Annotated in this window: 11 protein-coding genes; 4 read left to right on the top strand and 7 right to left on the bottom strand. The window is 71.6% G+C overall.

Annotated elements, in window-relative coordinates:
• Window positions 1–54: 54 nt before the first annotated feature.
• Complete coding sequence (locus TR49_RS31455; RefSeq protein ID WP_042387586.1) at window positions 55–693, bottom strand: mycothiol-dependent nitroreductase Rv2466c family protein; 639 nt, start codon at window positions 691–693, stop codon at window positions 55–57.
• 228 nt (window positions 694–921) lie between these two features.
• Between TR49_RS31455 and pepN (TR49_RS31450) the strand changes: the two genes are divergently transcribed.
• Both pepN (TR49_RS31450) and TR49_RS31445 read left to right on the top strand, forming a co-directional pair.
• Entirely contained in the window at window positions 922–3,510 is a 2,589-nt protein-coding gene (pepN, locus tag TR49_RS31450) for an aminopeptidase N (RefSeq protein WP_042387583.1), read from the top strand.
• A gap of 125 nt (window positions 3,511–3,635) precedes the next feature.
• A complete protein-coding gene (locus TR49_RS31445) occupies window positions 3,636–5,759 on the top strand; it encodes an outer membrane protein assembly factor BamB family protein (RefSeq protein WP_042387579.1) in 2,124 nt (707 codons plus the stop codon).
• Between the two features lie 68 nt (window positions 5,760–5,827).
• On the opposite strand, the gene TR49_RS31440 is transcribed toward TR49_RS31445, so the two are convergent.
• The 5 genes from TR49_RS31440 to TR49_RS31420 all read right to left on the bottom strand — a co-directional run bounded on the left by TR49_RS31440 (window position 5,828) and on the right by TR49_RS31420 (window position 10,355).
• Window positions 5,828–7,192 carry a S8 family serine peptidase gene (locus TR49_RS31440; RefSeq protein WP_042387575.1) on the bottom strand — a complete coding sequence of 455 codons (1,365 nt, stop codon included), beginning with the start codon at window positions 7,190–7,192 and terminating at the stop codon, window positions 5,828–5,830.
• Between the two features lie 53 nt (window positions 7,193–7,245).
• Complete coding sequence (locus tag TR49_RS46485; RefSeq protein WP_052434803.1) at window positions 7,246–8,598, bottom strand: WXG100 family type VII secretion target; 1,353 nt, start codon at window positions 8,596–8,598, stop codon at window positions 7,246–7,248.
• On the bottom strand, window positions 8,598–8,918 hold the full coding sequence (locus TR49_RS31430) for a type VII secretion target (RefSeq protein WP_052434802.1): 321 nt from the start codon (window positions 8,916–8,918) through the stop codon (window positions 8,598–8,600). Before TR49_RS31430 ends, TR49_RS46485 begins: the two co-directional genes overlap by 1 nt.
• Before the next feature lie 66 nt (window positions 8,919–8,984).
• Window positions 8,985–9,626 (bottom strand): alpha/beta hydrolase family protein, encoded by a 642-nt coding sequence (locus TR49_RS31425; RefSeq protein WP_042387571.1) that lies wholly within the window; start codon window positions 9,624–9,626, stop codon window positions 8,985–8,987.
• Between the two features lie 9 nt (window positions 9,627–9,635).
• Complete coding sequence (locus TR49_RS31420; protein ID WP_042387569.1) at window positions 9,636–10,355, bottom strand: hypothetical protein; 720 nt, start codon at window positions 10,353–10,355, stop codon at window positions 9,636–9,638.
• Between the two features lie 151 nt (window positions 10,356–10,506).
• Here TR49_RS31420 and pepN (TR49_RS31415) point away from each other — a divergent pair, with 151 nt between their 5' ends.
• Window positions 10,507–13,104, top strand: coding sequence for an aminopeptidase N (pepN, locus tag TR49_RS31415; protein WP_042387566.1), 2,598 nt, complete (start codon window positions 10,507–10,509; stop codon window positions 13,102–13,104).
• A 237-nt stretch (window positions 13,105–13,341) separates the two neighbouring features.
• On the opposite strand, the gene malQ is transcribed toward pepN (TR49_RS31415), so the two are convergent.
• Window positions 13,342–15,531 carry a 4-alpha-glucanotransferase gene (gene malQ / locus TR49_RS31410; protein ID WP_042387564.1) on the bottom strand — a complete coding sequence of 730 codons (2,190 nt, stop codon included), beginning with the start codon at window positions 15,529–15,531 and terminating at the stop codon, window positions 13,342–13,344.
• A gap of 441 nt (window positions 15,532–15,972) precedes the next feature.
• Here malQ and TR49_RS44130 point away from each other — a divergent pair.
• Window positions 15,973–16,545 (top strand): hypothetical protein (locus tag TR49_RS44130; RefSeq protein WP_042387561.1); only part of this gene is annotated, 573 nt, incomplete at its 3' end.

The following is a 16,545-nucleotide window of genomic DNA, read 5'->3' as shown; positions in this document are numbered from 1 at the left end:
GCAGACACGTCCAGGGGCGCGGTTCCCCGCGCCCCTGAGGTAGTGCCACCGACCTCAGTCGAAGATCGGACCCTGAGTACGCGTGCGCTTGATCTCGTAGAAGCCCGGCGTCGAGGCGACCAGGATGGTGCCGTCCCAGAGGCGGCCCGCCGCCTCGCCCTTCGGGGCCGGGGTGACGACGGGACCGAAGAAGGCGATGCGCTCGCCCGTCGGGCCGGGGACGGAGATGACCGGCGTGCCGACGTCCTCGCCGACCAGGCTGATGCCCTCCTTGTGGGAGACCCGCAGCGCGTCGTCGTAGTCCGTGGAGTCCATCGCGTCCGCGAGGGAGGCCGGCAGGCCGGCCTCGACCAGCGCGGCCTCGACCGTCTCGCGGTTCCGCGGCTCGCCGCCGTTGTGGAAGCGGGTGCCCAGGGCGGTGTAGAGCGGGGCGAGGACGCCCTCGCCGTGCTTCTGGGCGGCGGCGATGCAGACGCGGACGGGGCCCCAGGCCTCGTCCATCAGCTTCGCGTACTTCTCCGGGAGGTCACGGCCCTCGTTCAGCACCGCGAGGCTCATCACGTGCCATCTGACCTTGATCGGGCGCTGCTTCTCGACCTCCAGCATCCACCGTGAGGTCATCCACGCCCACGGGCACAGCGGGTCGAACCAGAAGTCTGCGGTGACGGGCGCTGCTGCGGCGTCCACGGACATGTACGTGCTCCCTTGTCCTGCTGTCTGACCTGCTTGTCTGTCCTGCTTGTCCGAGTCGTGCCCGGTCGTCACGATACGACGCCGGAACCGCTCCTCCCCCTCACGAACGCACACGCCGACGACACCATTCCCAGCACCACTGGGCGTGACAAGATGCCAGGACAAGAGATCCACGGCTAAGCCGCGCCACCACCCCGGCGCGCCCCATCAGCACGAGGAGTAACCGACGTGCCCGGCACCAATCTCACCCGTGACGAGGCCCGCGAGCGGGCACGGATCCTCGCGGTCGACGGGTACACCGTCGAGCTCGACGTGCGCAGCGCGCTCGGCGACAGCGGCGTCTTCCGCTCGCGGACGACGCTGCGGTTCCGCTGCTCCGAGCCGGGCGCGGACTCGTTCGCGGATCTGCTGGCGCCGCACGTGCGCAGCGTGACGCTGAACGGGCGGGAGCTTGACCCGGCCGAGGTCTTCGACGGGTCGCGGATCGCCCTGCCGGGCCTGGCCGCCGAGAACGAGCTGGTCGTCGACGCCGACTGCGCCTACAGCCACACCGGCGAGGGCCTGCACCGGTTCGTGGACCCGGTCGACGGCGAGGTGTACCTCTACACCCAGTACGAGCCGGCCGACGCTCGCCGCGTCTTCGCCAACTTCGAGCAGCCGGACCTGAAGGCGCCGTTCACCTTCACGGTGACCGCGCCCGCGCACTGGGAGGCGTTCTCCAACTCCGCCGCGACGGGCGAGCCGAAGCGCAACGAGGACCGGTCGCGCACCTGGAGCTTCGCGCCGACGCAACGCATCTCCACCTACATCACCGCGATCGTGGCCGGCCCGTACCACGTCGACCGCGACCACTACAGCCGCGAGCTGCCGGACGGCACGACGCTGGAGATCCCGCTGGGTGCGCTGTGCCGCAAGTCGCTGGCGCAGTACTTCGACTCGGACGAGATCTTCAACGTCACCAAGCAGGGCCTGGACTTCTTCCACGAGGAGTTCGACTACCCGTACCCGTTCGGCAAGTACGACCAGGCGTTCGTGCCCGAGTACAACATCGGCGCCATGGAGAACCCGGGCTGCGTCACCTTCCGCGAGGAGTTCATCTACCGCTCCAAGGTGACCGAGGCGGCGTACGAGGGCCGGGCCAACGTCATCCTGCACGAGATGGCCCACATGTGGTTCGGCGACCTGGTCACCATGCAGTGGTGGGACGACCTGTGGCTGAAGGAGTCCTTCGCGGACTTCATGGGCGCGTTCTCGCAGGTCGCGGCGACCAAGTACCAGTCCGGCTGGATCACCTTCGCCAACCGTCGCAAGGCGTGGGCCTACCGTCAGGACCAGCTGCCCACCACGCACCCGATCACGGCGGACATCCGCGACCTCGAGGACGCGAAGCTCAACTTCGACGGCATCACCTACGCCAAGGGTGCGGCGGTGCTGAAGCAGCTGGTCGCCTACGTCGGCCGGGACGCCTTCTTCGAGGGCGCGCGTCGCTACTTCAAGCGCCACGCCTTCGGCAACACCACGCTGAACGACCTGCTGGCCGTCCTCGCCGAGACCAGCGGTCGCGGCGAGGAGGCGATGGCGCAGTGGTCCCGCGCCTGGCTGCAGACGGCGGGCGTCAACGCGCTCACCCCGGAGCTGACCGTCGACGCCGAGGGCCGGATCACCGACTTCGCGGTGCTGCAGGACGCCGCCGAGGACTACCCGACGCTGCGCCCGCACCGCGTCGCCGTCGGCCTCTACGACCTGACGGAGGACGGCCGCCTGGTGCGCAGCCGGCGCGTCGAGGTGGACGTGCGGGCCGAGGCTCGGACGTCCGTGCCGGAGCTGGCGGGCGCGCCGCGTCCGGCGCTGGTGCTCGTCAACGACGACGACCTGACGTACTGCAAGATGCGCTTCGACGAGGAGTCGCTGGACACGCTGCGGGCCTCCCTCGGCACCGTCCAGGATCCGCTGGCCCGCGCCCTGTGCTGGTCGGCCGTGTGGAACATGACGCGCGACGGCCTGATGCCGGCCCGCGACTACCTCGACCTGGTGCTGCGCTTCGCGGGCCTGGAGAGCGACATCGGCGTGCTCCAGCAGCTGCACACCCAGGCCCGGCTGACGCTGGAGCAGTACGTCGTCCCGGAGGGACGCGAGGCCGCCGCCCAGGCCATCGCCGCGGGCGCGCTCACGGAGCAGCGGGCGGCGGAGCCGGGCAGCGACCACCAGCTCGCGTGGGCGCGGTTCTTCGCGCAGTCCGCGCACGTCGAGTCCGAACTCCAGCTGGTGGCCGGGCTGCTGGCCGGGACCGCCCGCGTCGACGGCCTCGACGTCGACCAGGAGCTGCGCTGGGCGATGCTCCAGACGCTGGTCGCGAGCGGCCGCGCGGGTGACGCCGAACTGCGGGCGGAACTCCAGCGCGACAACACCGCCAGCGGCAAGCGCCTGGAGACCGCCGCCCGTGCGGCCGCGCCGAACGCCGAGACCAAGGCCCGCACCTGGCATGCGGTCGTGGAGACGGACGAGCTGCCGAACGCCCTGCTGGAGGCGGAGATCGCCGGCTTCCAGCAGGCATCGCAGCGCGAGCTCGTCGCCCCGTACGCGGAGCCGTACTTCGAGGTGCTGGAGAAGGTCTGGGCGGAGCGGTCCATCGAGATCGCGCTGCGCATCGTCAACGGCCTCTTCCCGCGCCTGATCAGCACGGACGCGACGCTGGCCCGCACCGACCAGTGGCTCGCGGAGCACGAGGACGCAGCCCCCGCGCTGCGCCGTCTCGTGCGCGAGTGCCGCGACGACCTCGCCCGCGCGCTGCGCGCGCAGGTCTGCGACGCGCGCTGAGTCCATCTCCTGGAGTGTTTCGCCCCCGTCTGTCCGGCCCCGCTAGGCTGGCTGGACGGGGGCGTGGCGCTGCATGCCCTCGCGTTGGCTGATCGTCAGTCGACGGTGTTGGAGAGGCGCACGGGATGACAGACCACGGTTCGGGCTCGGACGAGAGAGACGACGACTACCGCCTGTCGGCGGGTACGCCACAGGACGCGGTGCCGCAGTCCACAGCGGACGCGGCAGGCGGGGCCGGAACGGACGGCCCTCCGCCGCAGCTCTCCGGCCAACCCGGCTGGGCCTACACCCCGACGGAGATGGCCACACCGCAGGTCCCGCACCAGACCCAGGGTGGCGCTGACACGTCGGCACCGGCGCAGGGCGCAGCAGGGCCGGGCGCTGCGGGGGCGGGTACGGGCCAGATGCCGCCGGGAGCCGGGTACGGCTTCCCGCACCCGCAGCAGCCGTTCGCGGCCGCGCCGACGCAGGGCTACGGCTACCCCGGTCCCGGCGCGCCGCCGCAGGCCGACGGCGGCGCGGCCCCCGCCCAGCAGCCTTACCCGCTACCGCCGATGGGCGATCCGGTGCCCAACCCGATGGCGCCGCCGATGGGCCAGCCGATGGCACAGCTCCCGTACGGGCAGTCCCCCTACGGCCCGCAGCCCGGGTACGAGCAAGCCCCCTACGGCCAGCCGCCGTTCGAGCAGGGGCAGTTCGCCCAGCCGTCCGGGCAGGCACCGTACGGGCAGCCGCCGTACGAGCAGCCGTCGTACGGGCAGCCGTCGTACGGGCAGCAGCCGTCCGGGCAGGCACCCTACGGGCAGCCGCCGTACGGCCAACCCGGGGTGGGCCCCGACGGACAGGGACCGTGGCCGCAGATGCCGCCGCTCCCGATGGAGGGTCAGCCGCAGACCGGGTACCCCTACCCCGGCTACCCGCAGCCCGCCGCTCCCCCGCGGAGCGGCCTGAGCCGCAACGCGATCACCGGCATCATCGCCGGCGGCGTCGCCCTGGTGGTCGTCGCGGTGGCGGCCGTCGCACTCGCTTCCGGTGGCGGCGGTGGCGGTGGCGGGACCGGAGGCGGCGGTGGTGGCTCCGTGCGCACGCTGGCGGCGGGGTGGACGGTGTCGGGCAGCGTCTCCGACGAGCAGATCGGCACCTGGGTCACCAACCAGTACCTGGTCCGCGCCAGTTCGGCCGGCGTCAAGGCCTACAACCTCAGCAACGGCGCCCCCGCGTGGACGGCCCAGCCGCTCTCCGGTGGTGGCGTCCCCTGCGCCATGTCGCCGACGGTCTCCGCCTCCGGCATCGGCACGGTCGGCTTCGGCCCCAACGCCGACAGCTGCACGACCCTGGTCGGCGTCGACACCAACACCGGCAAGACGTTGTGGTCCACCTCCCTCACCTCGTCCGGGCACTCCGAGGCGTCCTCCACGTCGACCTTCGTCGACAACCAGGTCGGCGTCATCGTCAACGACAACGTGCTGGGTGGCGTCAACCTGACGAACGGCCACGTGGTCTGGGGCTACAAGGCCCGCGGCCAGTACTGCAACGCCTACCCCTACGGCGGCGCGGGCACGGTCATCGTCGACGACTACTGCGCCGACGTCAGCCCCACCTACACCCTGACCGCGTTGGACGCGGCGACGGGCAAGCAGATCTGGCAGAAGCAGGAGTCCGACCACACCCAGATCAGCAGCGTGATGACCGGGTCGCCGATCGTCGCCACGACGGAGAGCGGCGGCTCCCAGGCCGCGTACCGCTACGACAGCAGCGGCAACGCGACGGCTCTCTCCCTGCCCAACCCGGTCCAGGCGCCGATGCGCCTGAACAGCGCCGACTCCGGCGCGGTGTCCGTCGACTCCTCGACCCTGCTCGTCCCGACCAACAGCAGCTCGTCGAAGCAGGGCATCACGGCGGTCAACCCGAGCACGGGCGTCGCCCTCTGGACCTACGACGGCGAGTCGCACGGCGGCGCGGTCCTCGTCCGCACCCCGCAGAGCGCCTCCGGCTCAGGCTCTGGCTCGGGCTCTGGCAGCACGGGCAAGGTGTACGCGATCTCCTTCGTACCGGGCTACAGCTCGAACTCCGGCCCGGAGATCGTCTCCCTCGATCCGGCCTCCGGCAAGTCGACGGTCATCGCCAAGCTCCCGTCGGACCTCACCGCGGTGGACTACAGCCCCGGCACGGTCTACCTCCTGCCCAACGGCCAGGTCCTGCTGGCCACTCCCGACGCCACCGGCAAGGCGGTGCAGCTCTTCAAGTAGCCGCTGGGCCAGGACACACGAAAGGGCGTCAGCCGAGCACCGCTCGGTTGACGCCCTCTTCGTTGCTGTTACCGCCCCTGGTTGCCGTACGGGTTCTGCTGCGGCGGATACGGCTGATTGCCCCCGCCGTACGGGTTCTGCGCTTGCGGCGGCTGACCGTACGGGCTCTGGCCGCCGTACTGCCCCGTCGGCGGCTGGTACGCCTGCTGCGGCTGTTGCTGCTGCGGGTACCCGGGCTGTCCCCCGCCCCCACCGGCTCCGCCGTTCCCACCACCGCCACCACGGCGATTACGCGCGATGACCACGATGATGATCACGAGGACCACGAGCCCGCCCAGGACCCCGAGGATGATCCCCATCGAGCCGCTGCTGGAGGAGTCGGACGCGGTCGTCGAGGTTCCGGGAGCCGCGCTGCTGCCACCGTCGGACGAGCCGCCACCCGCCGACGGAGTGGCCTGCGGCAGCGGCCCTGCGGCCGGACCGGCGGCCACCTTCATGTTGAGATCGGGCGACGCGATCCCGTAGCCGTAGGCCGAATCGGGTGCCGTCATCCCCTTGGGCATGATGGCCGTCTTGATGACATAGTTGACGATCTGGCCAGCGGTCAGGTTCGGGTGCGCGGAGCGGTAGATCGCCGCGATCGCCGAGACATAAGCCGTCGCAAAACTGGTTCCGTCGCCCTTGCCGTATCCGGTATCGCTCTGAGCCCCGTCGCCGACGATCCCCGCACCCGGTGCAACCACGGTGATGCCGCCGGTGTTGGACTGGGGCCAGAGCGTTCCGCTCTGGTCGACCGCTCCCACCTTGATGACACCCGGGTAGGAGCCCGGGTACTGCGGAACGCTGATGCCTTCGTTGCCTGCGGCAGCCACGACTACGACGTTGTGCTGCTCCGCGTAGGCGATGGCCTGTTCCTCATCGGCAGGTGCGGTGGCACCGCCGAGTGACATGTTGATGACCTGCGCACCGTGATCGACCGCATAGCGGATGGCTTGGGGAACGTAGTCGGTTCCGCCCCCGCCGGTTCCAGCACCCACGCCGATCGGCAGGATCTTGGCTCCGGGGGCCAAGCCGATGATCCCGTCAGCGTCGCTCGGACCGTGCCCGTGCGCCGCGATGAGGCTGGCGACCGCGGTCCCGTGGCCTTCAGGGGAATGGTCGGTCTCGCCGTCGCCACCGAACGCGAAATCCTTACCGGACAGCACCTGCCCAGCCAGGTCGATGTGAGTGGCCCGCACACCAGTGTCGATCACCGCGACAGTGACGCCCTTGCCGGTGCTCTTGGGCCATACGTACTTACTCGCTTGGTATTCCGAAATGGGCCATTGGGCGCTTCGGGCCTCGTCAGCGTGGGCCATCGGTGCCACACCGACGACGAGGGCTCCAGCGAGCGCTGCCCCTCCCAAACTTCGCAGTGCTCGACTGAAGCCCATACCGTCACCCCGCTCGTCTTCGTTCAACCGACGAACAGGACACTACTTGACACTTAGAACTCAATCACGCCCGGGTTCGACGCGGCGTTGTCGTTCCAGGTCTCCTCGTCCTCCACCAGATAACCGGCACGGGCCTTGCGCTGCTTCTTCTTCCGGTTGCCGGAGCCCAGGCCGCCTGCGCCGCCCATGCCCATGCCTTCGCCCTGGCCGGCGCCGCCGGCGCCTTCGCCTTCGGCGCCCATCGCGGCCTTCTCTTCAGCCGACAAGCCGTTGGCGCTCTCGCCGCCGGCCATACCAGTGCCGCCGCCGAGTCCACCGGCCCCGAGACCGCTCAGACCCCCGGCGCCGCCGCCGAAGGCGCCACCACCGCCGCCGCCGCCCGCACCAAGGCCGGAGACACCGCCGACACCGCCAGCGCCGGGAATACCACCGCCCACACCGGTGCCGGTCCTCAGGCCGCCTGGCGTGCCGTCAAGCGTGCCACCGATCTTGGGAGGAGTGACCCCTCCTCCGCCGCCGTGGACACCGCCGACCCCGCCGCCGCCCGGCACGAAGCCGTTTCCGCCGTTCTGACCGGGCTTGAAATTGTCGTGCACGCCACCGTCACCACCGGTGATCGGCTTCAGGCCGACGTCTCCTCCGCCGTTCGGGCCCTCCGGCGTACCGCCGGTGTGCGAGATCGGGCTGGGCGTTGCATCCGCCGGAGGCGCGGGCCAGACACCGTAATTGGCCAGAGATCCAGGCGTGTTCCCCATCTGGGCCGCCGAGTCGTTGTACGAGGTGCCCAACGACTGCATGACGACGACCGCCTGCTGGTGCACCCGCTCCCAGGCGCTGAGGTCGCCACCGTCCATCTGCAAGGCCTTGGTTAGGCCGTACTTCAGGGCGTCCTCGTGGAACTGGGCATCGCTGCCCCCGGAGTGGGTGAACTTGTCCCAGTTGCTGGGTGGGCCGGGGAAGTGGGCCTTCGCGGTCGTCAGTGCCGTGCTCGCCTGGCTCATCGCGCCCTCGGCGATCTTGGCGTACTGCGAACCGTTCGTCAGGCTGGTGCTCAGGTCCTGGGCGTTCGAGCGGAACGCGTCCGCGCTGTCGCCGGTCCAGTGCTCCAGCATGTTGTTGACGTGGGTGCCGAGGGCGCCGGCCGTCTCGGTGAGCATCGAGGCGATCGAGCCCCAGTGCTGGGAGACCGTCGTCATCGCGCCCGGGTCGGCGTCCTCGATCATCTTGCGGAGACCGTCGTAGCCGCCTGCGGACTCGAAGTCCGTCGTGTAGCCGTCGTAGCCGGTCTTGCCGCCCTTGTTCTGGTCGAGGTACTTCTTCCAGTCCTTGTCGCCCTGGGCTTGGGCCTGCTGCCGCGCCTTGGCCTGCTGCTGCGCGTACTGGTAATCGGCTGCCGCGTCAGCCATCAGGAGGCCCCCCTCGAGAAGTTCTGGCCGGTCTGGGTGTCCTGCGCCGAATACTGGTCGTGGGCGCTGCCGGTCTTGTCGGTGAACTCCTGGATCATCGTCTGAAGCGTCTTGATCATGTTCGCCAACTGCGACTTCATGTTGTCGTGAGCAGTGTGGAGGTTGCCGGCCTCGACGAACATGGTGCCGCCGACCTGGGTGCGCGTCAGGTTCGTCTGGTACTGCGCCTTCTGGTTCGCGTCATCCATGCCGTCCGCAACACCCTGCAGCTTCTTGACTGTGTCCTGCAGGTAGCTCAGATCTACTTCGTATCCACTCACCGAGTGCCTCCCCGTTATTCGGCTGACAGCCCGAACACATCATAGGGACGACCACGGACAAGTTCCCTACCGGATCTGACCCTGCAGCCAATCCGCAACCGCGCGCACCACATCCGGCACCACGTCAGGTTCCGTCTTGCGTACGGCGAATGCGTGGTTCCCCGCATCGAGGCCGACGAGACGGTGCGTCTTCGGTGGCAGCGGCGGGAATTCGGCCGGAGTGCCGAAGGCGTCGCGGGCGCCCTGGACGACGAGGGTGGGGAGGTCCGTCTGCAGGAGTTCCTCCGCCCGGGAGCGTTCCGGCTTGCCCGGCGGGTGCAGGGGGAAAGCCAGGGCGATCACGCCTGCCGCGCCCGTCGCGGCGCCCGTGCGGCAGGCGACGCGGGCGCCCGCGCTGCGGCCGCCGACGAAGAGCGGGGCGGAGTCGCCGACCTCGGCGCGCACGTGGGCCACGACCGGGAGCCAGCCCGCGTCCAGGGTCTTCGGAGCCGGGGCGATGCGCTTGCCCGCGACGCGCCACGGCTGTTCGACGAGGGCGACGGACAGGAAGCCGAGGCCGGACGCGATGGCCTGGAGGTCCGGGGATTCGATGCCGCCGCCCGCGCCGTGGCCGAGCAGGAGCACACCGTCGGACGCGCGGTCGCGGTGGTGCCAGGTGACGCGGGCGTCGCCCGCGTCGGTGGGGACGAGTTCGCTGGAGGGCGGCATACGCCCAGCCTAGGACCGCTCGCGCTGCTGCTTTTCGAGCTTCATCCGGCGATTCTCGGTGATGTTGCGCAGCGGGTTGGTCGACAGCGTGGCGCGCACATGGCGCAGGTCGAAGGCCGAGTGGTCGTTGAAGCAGTCGACGTACGCGAGGATGAGCAGCCGCGAGACGCGGGGGTCACGGACGACGACCTCGTACGTGGCGGTGACGCCGGCCCTGCGGGTCAGCTCGAAGCCCTGCGAGGTGGGGCCGGCGCAGTGGACGTGGGCGGCGATCGCCGCGTCCAGGACGTCGTGGTCGGTCAGCAGACCGCCGCCGACCAGGTCCTCGACGAACGCGGCCACCTTGTGCACGGTGCCCCGCACACCCGGCCGGGTGGGCGTGAGCGCGCCCAGGCCGTGCTGCACGATCGGCCCCTGGTGCATCCGCTGGGGTTTCCGCATGTCGCCGACCGCGCCGATCTCGGTCTGCTGCGCGTCCCAGGCCTTGCCCATCTTCACGTAGCCGAGCAGTTGCTCCGGTGCGGCCACGGGGTACACGTAGTAGGGGCGGACGGCGACGTCGTAGGGATGGTCCTTGTGCATCCGGACCACGGGTTCGGACTGTCCCGCCGGGGTGACCCAGAAGGTCGCGTGCTCGCGTCCGTAGTCGATGCCGACGGTGAACGCGTCGAGCGACTGCAGGTCGTCGACCGTCCCGCCCGGTGATCCCGGCGCGCGAGACCCGTCCATGCGGATGCCCCCTTCGTCCCCACATACGGGTTGTCACCCTATCCGCGCCACGACGGGCATCACCGTCAAGCTGCGCGTAATGCACTGAGGGCGTCACCCCGGACGTGCAAAGATGCCAGCGAAGACACAGTCGACAAAGGAGTCACCCAGCGTGCCTGGCACCAACCTGACCCGTGAGGAGGCCCGCACCCGGGCAGAGCTCCTCCACGTGGACGCCTACGAGATCGAGCTCGACCTGAGCACGGCCGCGGAGGGAGGCACGTTCCGCTCCACCACCGTGGTCCGGTTCACCGCCACCACGCCCGGCGCCTCCACCTTCATCGACCTGGTCGCGCCCGCGGTGCACGAGGTGACGCTGAACGGCGTCGCGCTCGACCCGGCCGAGGTCTTCGCCGACAGCCGGATCGCGCTGCCGGGCCTGGCCGCCGAGAACGAGCTGCGCGTCGTCGCCGACTGCGCCTACAGCAGCTCCGGCGAGGGTCTGCACCGGTTCGTCGACCCGGTCGACCAGCAGACCTACCTGTACACCCAGTTCGAGGTGCCGGACGCGCGCCGCGTCTTCGCCTCCTTCGAGCAGCCGGACCTCAAGTCCACCTTCCTGTTCACGGTCACCGCGCCGACCGGGTGGAAAGTCATCAGCAACGAGGTCTCCCCGGACCCGGAGAAGGGCGCCGTCGAGGGCACCGAGCTGCACCGGTTCCCGGTCACCCCGCGCATGTCGACGTACATCACTGCGCTGATCGCGGGCCCGTACCACGGCGTCTTCAGCGAGTACGTGAGCCCGGACGGGGAGCAGCGGGTGCCGCTGGGCGTCTACTGCCGTCCGTCGCTGGCGCAGTACCTGGACGCGGACCACATCTTCGACGTGACGCGGCAGGGCTTCGACTACTTCCAGGACAAGTTCGACTTCGCCTACCCGTTCTCCAAGTACGACCAGCTGTTCGTGCCGGAGTTCAACGCGGGTGCGATGGAGAACGCGGGCGCGGTGACCATCCGCGACCAGTACGTCTTCCGCTCCAAGGTGACGGACGCCGCCTACGAGGGCCGCGCGACCACGATCCTGCACGAGCTGGCGCACATGTGGTTCGGCGACCTGGTCACCATGGAGTGGTGGAACGACCTCTGGCTGAACGAGTCGTTCGCGACGTTCGCCGAGACCGTCTGCCAGGCCGAGGCCGAGGGCACCCGCTGGCCGAACATCTGGACGACCTTCGCCAACCAGATGAAGACCTGGGCCTACCGCCAGGACCAGCTGCCGTCCACCCACCCGATCATGGCGGAGATCAACGACCTGGAGGACGTCCAGGTCAACTTCGACGGCATCACCTACGCCAAGGGCGCGTCGGTGCTGAAGCAGCTGGTCGCCTACGTCGGCCAGGACGCGTTCTTCGCGGGCGTGCAGGCCTACTTCAAGCGCCACGCCTGGGGCAACACCCGGCTGTCCGACCTGCTGGGCGCGCTGGAGCAGACCTCCGGCCGCGACCTGAAGGCGTGGTCCAAGTCCTGGCTGGAGACGGCCGGCATCAACGTGCTGCGCCCGGAGCTGGAGGTCGACGCCGACGGCGTCATCACCTCCTTCGCCGTCCGCCAGGAGGCCCCGGCGCTGCCCGCCGGCGCGCGCGGCGAGGCCGTGCTGCGGCCGCACCGTATCGCCATCGGCCTCTACGAGCTGGAGGGCTCGGCCCTCAAGCGAGTCGAGCGGATCGAGCTGGACATCGAGGCGGCCGAGCTGACGGAGGTCCCGCAGCTGGTCGGCCGCGACCGTCCGGCCGTCATCCTGCTCAACGACGACGACCTCTCCTACGCGAAGATCCGCCTGGACGACTTCTCGCTGGCCAACGTCACCAGGCACATCGCCGACTTCGCGGAGTCGCTGCCGCGCGCGCTGTGCTGGGCCGCGGCCTGGGACATGACCCGCGACGGCGAGATGGCCACCCGCGACTACCTGGAGCTGGTGCTGCAGGGCGTGGGCCGCGAGTCGGACATCGGCGTGGTGCAGTCGCTGCAGCGCCAGGCGAGCCTGGCGATCGAGCTCTACGCCGCGCCCGAGTGGCGTCCGACCGGCCGGTCCACCTGGGCGGAGGCCGCGGAGCGGCTGCTGCGCGCGTCCGAGCCCGGCAGCGACCACCAGCTGGCGTGGGCGCGGGCGTTCGCCGCGGCGGCGTCCACGGAGGAGCACCTCGCCCTGCTGACCGGCCTGCTCGACGGGTCGGTCGAGATCGACGGCCTGGCCGTCGACACCGAGCTGCGGTGGGCGCTGCTGCAGCGGCTGTCCGCGACGGGTGTCGCGGACGAGGCCTCCGTCATGGAGGAGCTCGAGCGCGACCCCACCGCGGCCGGCGAGGCGCACGCGGCCACGTGCCGGGCGTCGCGCCCGACGGCCGAGGCGAAGGCGGCGGCGTGGGCGTCGGTGGTCGAGGCGGAGACCCTCACCAACACCGTCCAGGAGGCGGTCATCGCGGGCTTCGTGCAGACGGAGCAGGCGGACCTGCTGGCCCCCTACACGGCGAAGTACTTCGCCGCGATCAAGGGCATCTTCGAGCAGCGCTCGCACGAGATGGGCCAGCAGATCATCGTCGGCCTGTACCCGACGATCCAGGTCTCCACGGAGACCCTGGAGGCGACGGACGCCTGGCTCGACGCGAACGCGCCGGCCCCGGCGCTGCGCCGCATGGTCGTCGAGTGCCGCAGCGGCGTCGAGCGCGCGCTCAAGGCCCAGGCGGCGGACCGCGCGGCCGCACAGCGGTAGTTGCACTGTCCAGGGGCGCGAGGCTGCACCGATCTGCGGCTTCGCCGCGTGGGCGCGAGCAACCACCCGGTGCGGATGGCCCGGCTCGCGCAGCGACACGCCACGAAGAGTGGCTTGTCGCGCAGTTCCTCGCGCCCCTTCAGCGTGCTGCAACCACCCGCAGCAGCACACACCGACCGCCGCGCCCACGCGGCAGAGCCGCACATCGGCACCGCCTCGCGGCCCTGTGGGGCGCGGCTACTCGGCCGGGTCGTCGGACGGTTGGCGCATGACCGCGCCGAACTCCGCTGTGCGCTCCGCGGTCGTCAGATGCTCCAGGGTGACGGGTTTGCCGTTGGCGTCGGCGATGGGGAGGCGCCAGTTGGGGTACTCGGTCGAGGTGCCCGGGAGGTTCTGGGGGCGGGGGTCGCCGAGGACGTCGGGGAGCCAGACGCCGACGAGCTTGGCGGGGGTGCGGAGCAGGTAGCGGTGGAGGGCGGCGACGGCCTCGGGGAGGTGGCGGCCGTCCGGGGGTTCCAGCGGGTCCGCGGCGGGGCCCTCGCCGTACGGGGGGACGGTCATCAGGCCCTCGCGGGCCAACTCGCCCAGCCACTCCTCACGTTCCTCGTCGTCCTCGGCCTGCTCCTCCGCCAGCGGGCGGGACAGCAGGCCAAGGCGGTGCCGCAGCTCGACGTGGTCGCCGCTGAGGCGGGACGCCGTCGGGGGGAGGTCGTGCGTGGTGAGCGTGGCCAGGCAGTCCTCGCGCCAGCGGTCCGGCGGGAGCGGGGAGCCGCCGCCCTGTTCGGACCAGTCGCGTTCGAACCAGAGCACGGAGGTGCCCAGCACGCCGCGTGCGGACAGCTGCTCGCGCACGCCGGGTTCGACGGTGCCGAGGTCCTCACCGATCACGATCGCGCCCGCGCGGTGCGCCTCCAGCGCGAGGACGCCGAGCATCGCCTCGTGGTCGTAGCGGACGTAGGTGCCCTCCGTCGGCGGGCGGCCCTCGGGGACCCACCAGAGCCGGAACAGGCCCATCACATGGTCGACGCGGAGGCCCCCCGCGTGACGCAGGTTGGCGCGCAGCAGCTCGGCGTAGGGCGCGTAGCCGGCGTCGGCGAGGGCGTCCGGGCGCCACGGCGGCAGGCCCCAGTCCTGGCCGTGGGCGTTGAACGCGTCCGGCGGCGCGCCCGCGCTGATGCCCTCGGCGAGACAGTGCTGCAGCGCCCAGGCGTCGGCGCCGTCCGGGTGGACGCCGACGGCGAGGTCGTGGACGAGGCCGACGGGCATGCCTGCGGCCCGGCCCGCCGCCTGCGCGGCGGCGAGCTGCTCGTCGACCAGCCAGGCGAGCCAGGCGTGGAAGTCGACGCGGTCGGCCAGCTCGACGCGGGCCCGGAGCGCCGCCGCACTGCCGGGGTCACGCAGGCCGCTCGGCCAGCCGCGCCAGGCGGGGCCGTGGACCTCGGCGAGCGCGCACCACGTCGCGTACTGGAGCAGGCCCTCGCCCTCGCGGCGTAGGAACGCCTGGTAGGCGGCCTCGCGGCCGACGCCGCGCGGGACGGCGTGGATCACCTCCAGGGCCTCCCGCTTGGCGGCCCAGACCGCGTCGCGGTCGATCAGCGCCTCCTCGATCAACACGCCCTCGCGCAGCCGCGCGCCGCGCCGCGCCGCGTCCTGGACGCGCTCGCGCGCCTCGGGCTTGAGGTAGGCGTACTCGGGGATGGCCTCGATCCGCAGGTAGACGGGGTCGGCGAAGCGGCGCGAGGAGGGGCGGTAGGGGGAGGGGTCGGAGGTGCCGTCGGGGCCGGGCGGCATGCCCGCGTGCAACGGGTTCAGCTGGACGAAACCGGCGCCGAGCGTGTGGCCCGACCAGCCGGTCAGGTCGGCGAGGTCGCCGAGGTCGCCCATGCCCCAGGAGCGCTCGCCCAGCATGGAGTAGAGCTGGACCAGGAAGCCCCAGCTGCGCCCGACCGGGCCGGTCAGCCGGTGCGGGGCGACGAGCAGCGGTGCGGCCGTGGAGACGCGGTCGCCGAGGCGGGCGCAGAGCGTGTGGCGGCCGACGGGGAGGTCGGCGGGGGGCGGGCGGGTCTCGCCCGCCTCGCTGATGTGCAGGCCGCGCGGGAAGGGCGTGACGACGGTGACGGTCTGTCCGTCCTCCAGCTCCACCCAGGCCTCGGCGGCGGCGGGCAGCGGCACCTCCTCGCTCACGCCCTCGCGCAGCACGATCGCCCGCGGGAGCAGCCGGTGCGCGCGGCGCGCGTGCAGCCCCGCGAGGGCCTCCTCGGCCGCCTCGGGGCCGCCGGCGTCCACGCCCATCGCGGCGAGCACCGCACGCAGCGTGTCCGGCGGCACGGCGCGGCCCTCGAACTCGGTGTCCACGCCGTAGGCGTGGGCCAGCGTCTCCAGGGCACTCGCGCCCGCGGGGAAGGGACGGTGGGCCTCGGGTGCCACAGGCTCTCCTCTGCGTTTCGGTGCAGTGCGCGTCCCTGGGTTCAACGGCTGCGACCGGCCCAGGACACCTACCCATCGGGCCGGGCCCGCGACACCGACGACCGGGTGATGCGAGCACCCGGTCGCTTCGAGCACGATCCGGCAACCGGAGTTCACTCTCCCGTATACGAGTGGACACGCCCGTGCATTGACATGCCAAGGTCGGGGATGGTGGGGTTGAGGAGTTCGGCCGGACCGCTGGTCCTGGCCGGACGGGAACGGCTTCCGGGGGCGCGGGGAGCTGTGCGACACACCGCTGACGAGCCGTTTTTCGGCGCGGGGCGACGATCGCACGGCTGCCCGCGCCCCCGGGCTTTTTTCGCCCCTGCCGCAGAAGACGAAGCACGCACCACAGAACAGCATGCAGTGACGCACACACCCGACACGGCATCAGGAGTCCCCGTGGACCACCGGCCCGAACCGGCAGCAGGCTCCGACGGCTTCGTCGCCGCTCTGGGCAGCAGCCTGCGGCGGACGGTGGCGGAGCATCAGGCGCTGCAGCAGTTGCTGAGGTCCACGACCGTGCTGACGGCGCGGCGGACGGCCGCCCGGACGGCGCGGCGGCTGGCGCCGGAAACCGCCGACCGGCTGATCTCCCAGCTCAAGGGCACCGCACCGCTGCTCGGCATGCTCCCCGAGCAGGTGCGCGCGCAGGTGCGGACCCGCAGCGCCGCGCTCAAGGCGAGCGCCGCCTTCACCGTCGCGGCCGTCGTCGGCAGCGGGCTGGTCGGCAGCGCGCCCTCCGCCCTGGCCGACGTCGGCCCGCGGGCGGCCGCGCAGGTGTCGACGCAGGGGACGAGCCCACAGCCGGTGGACGGTGACACCACGTCGGCGACCGGATCGACGTCCGGGCCCGCGATCTATCCGCGCCCGCAGCGCGAGCAGTCGCAGGGCGCGCCGGTGGCCCGGCCGGCGCGGGTCGCGCTGGCGGTCGCCCCGCACGCCGACCCGGGGGCGCTGGCCGCGCTGCAGGCC

The organism is Streptacidiphilus melanogenes (genome assembly GCF_000787835.1).
Classification (GTDB): domain Bacteria; phylum Actinomycetota; class Actinomycetes; order Streptomycetales; family Streptomycetaceae; genus Streptacidiphilus; species Streptacidiphilus melanogenes.
This window is presented reverse-complemented; position numbering and strand designations above follow the sequence as displayed.

Bases quoted from the DNA above. Each gene is read 5' to 3' on its own strand.
- TR49_RS46485 (WP_052434803.1), bottom strand. From the start codon at position 8,598: ATGGCTGACGCGGCAGCCGATTACCAGTACGCGCAGCAGCAGGCCAAG.
- TR49_RS31455 (WP_042387586.1), bottom strand. From the start codon at position 693: ATGTCCGTGGACGCCGCAGCAGCGCCCGTCACCGCAGACTTCTGGTTC.
- TR49_RS31445 (WP_042387579.1), top strand. From the start codon at position 3,636: ATGACAGACCACGGTTCGGGCTCGGACGAGAGAGACGACGACTACCGC.
- TR49_RS31420 (WP_042387569.1), bottom strand. From the start codon at position 10,355: ATGGACGGGTCTCGCGCGCCGGGATCACCGGGCGGGACGGTCGACGAC.
- TR49_RS31440 (WP_042387575.1), bottom strand. From the start codon at position 7,192: ATGGGCTTCAGTCGAGCACTGCGAAGTTTGGGAGGGGCAGCGCTCGCT.
- TR49_RS31425 (WP_042387571.1), bottom strand. From the start codon at position 9,626: ATGCCGCCCTCCAGCGAACTCGTCCCCACCGACGCGGGCGACGCCCGC.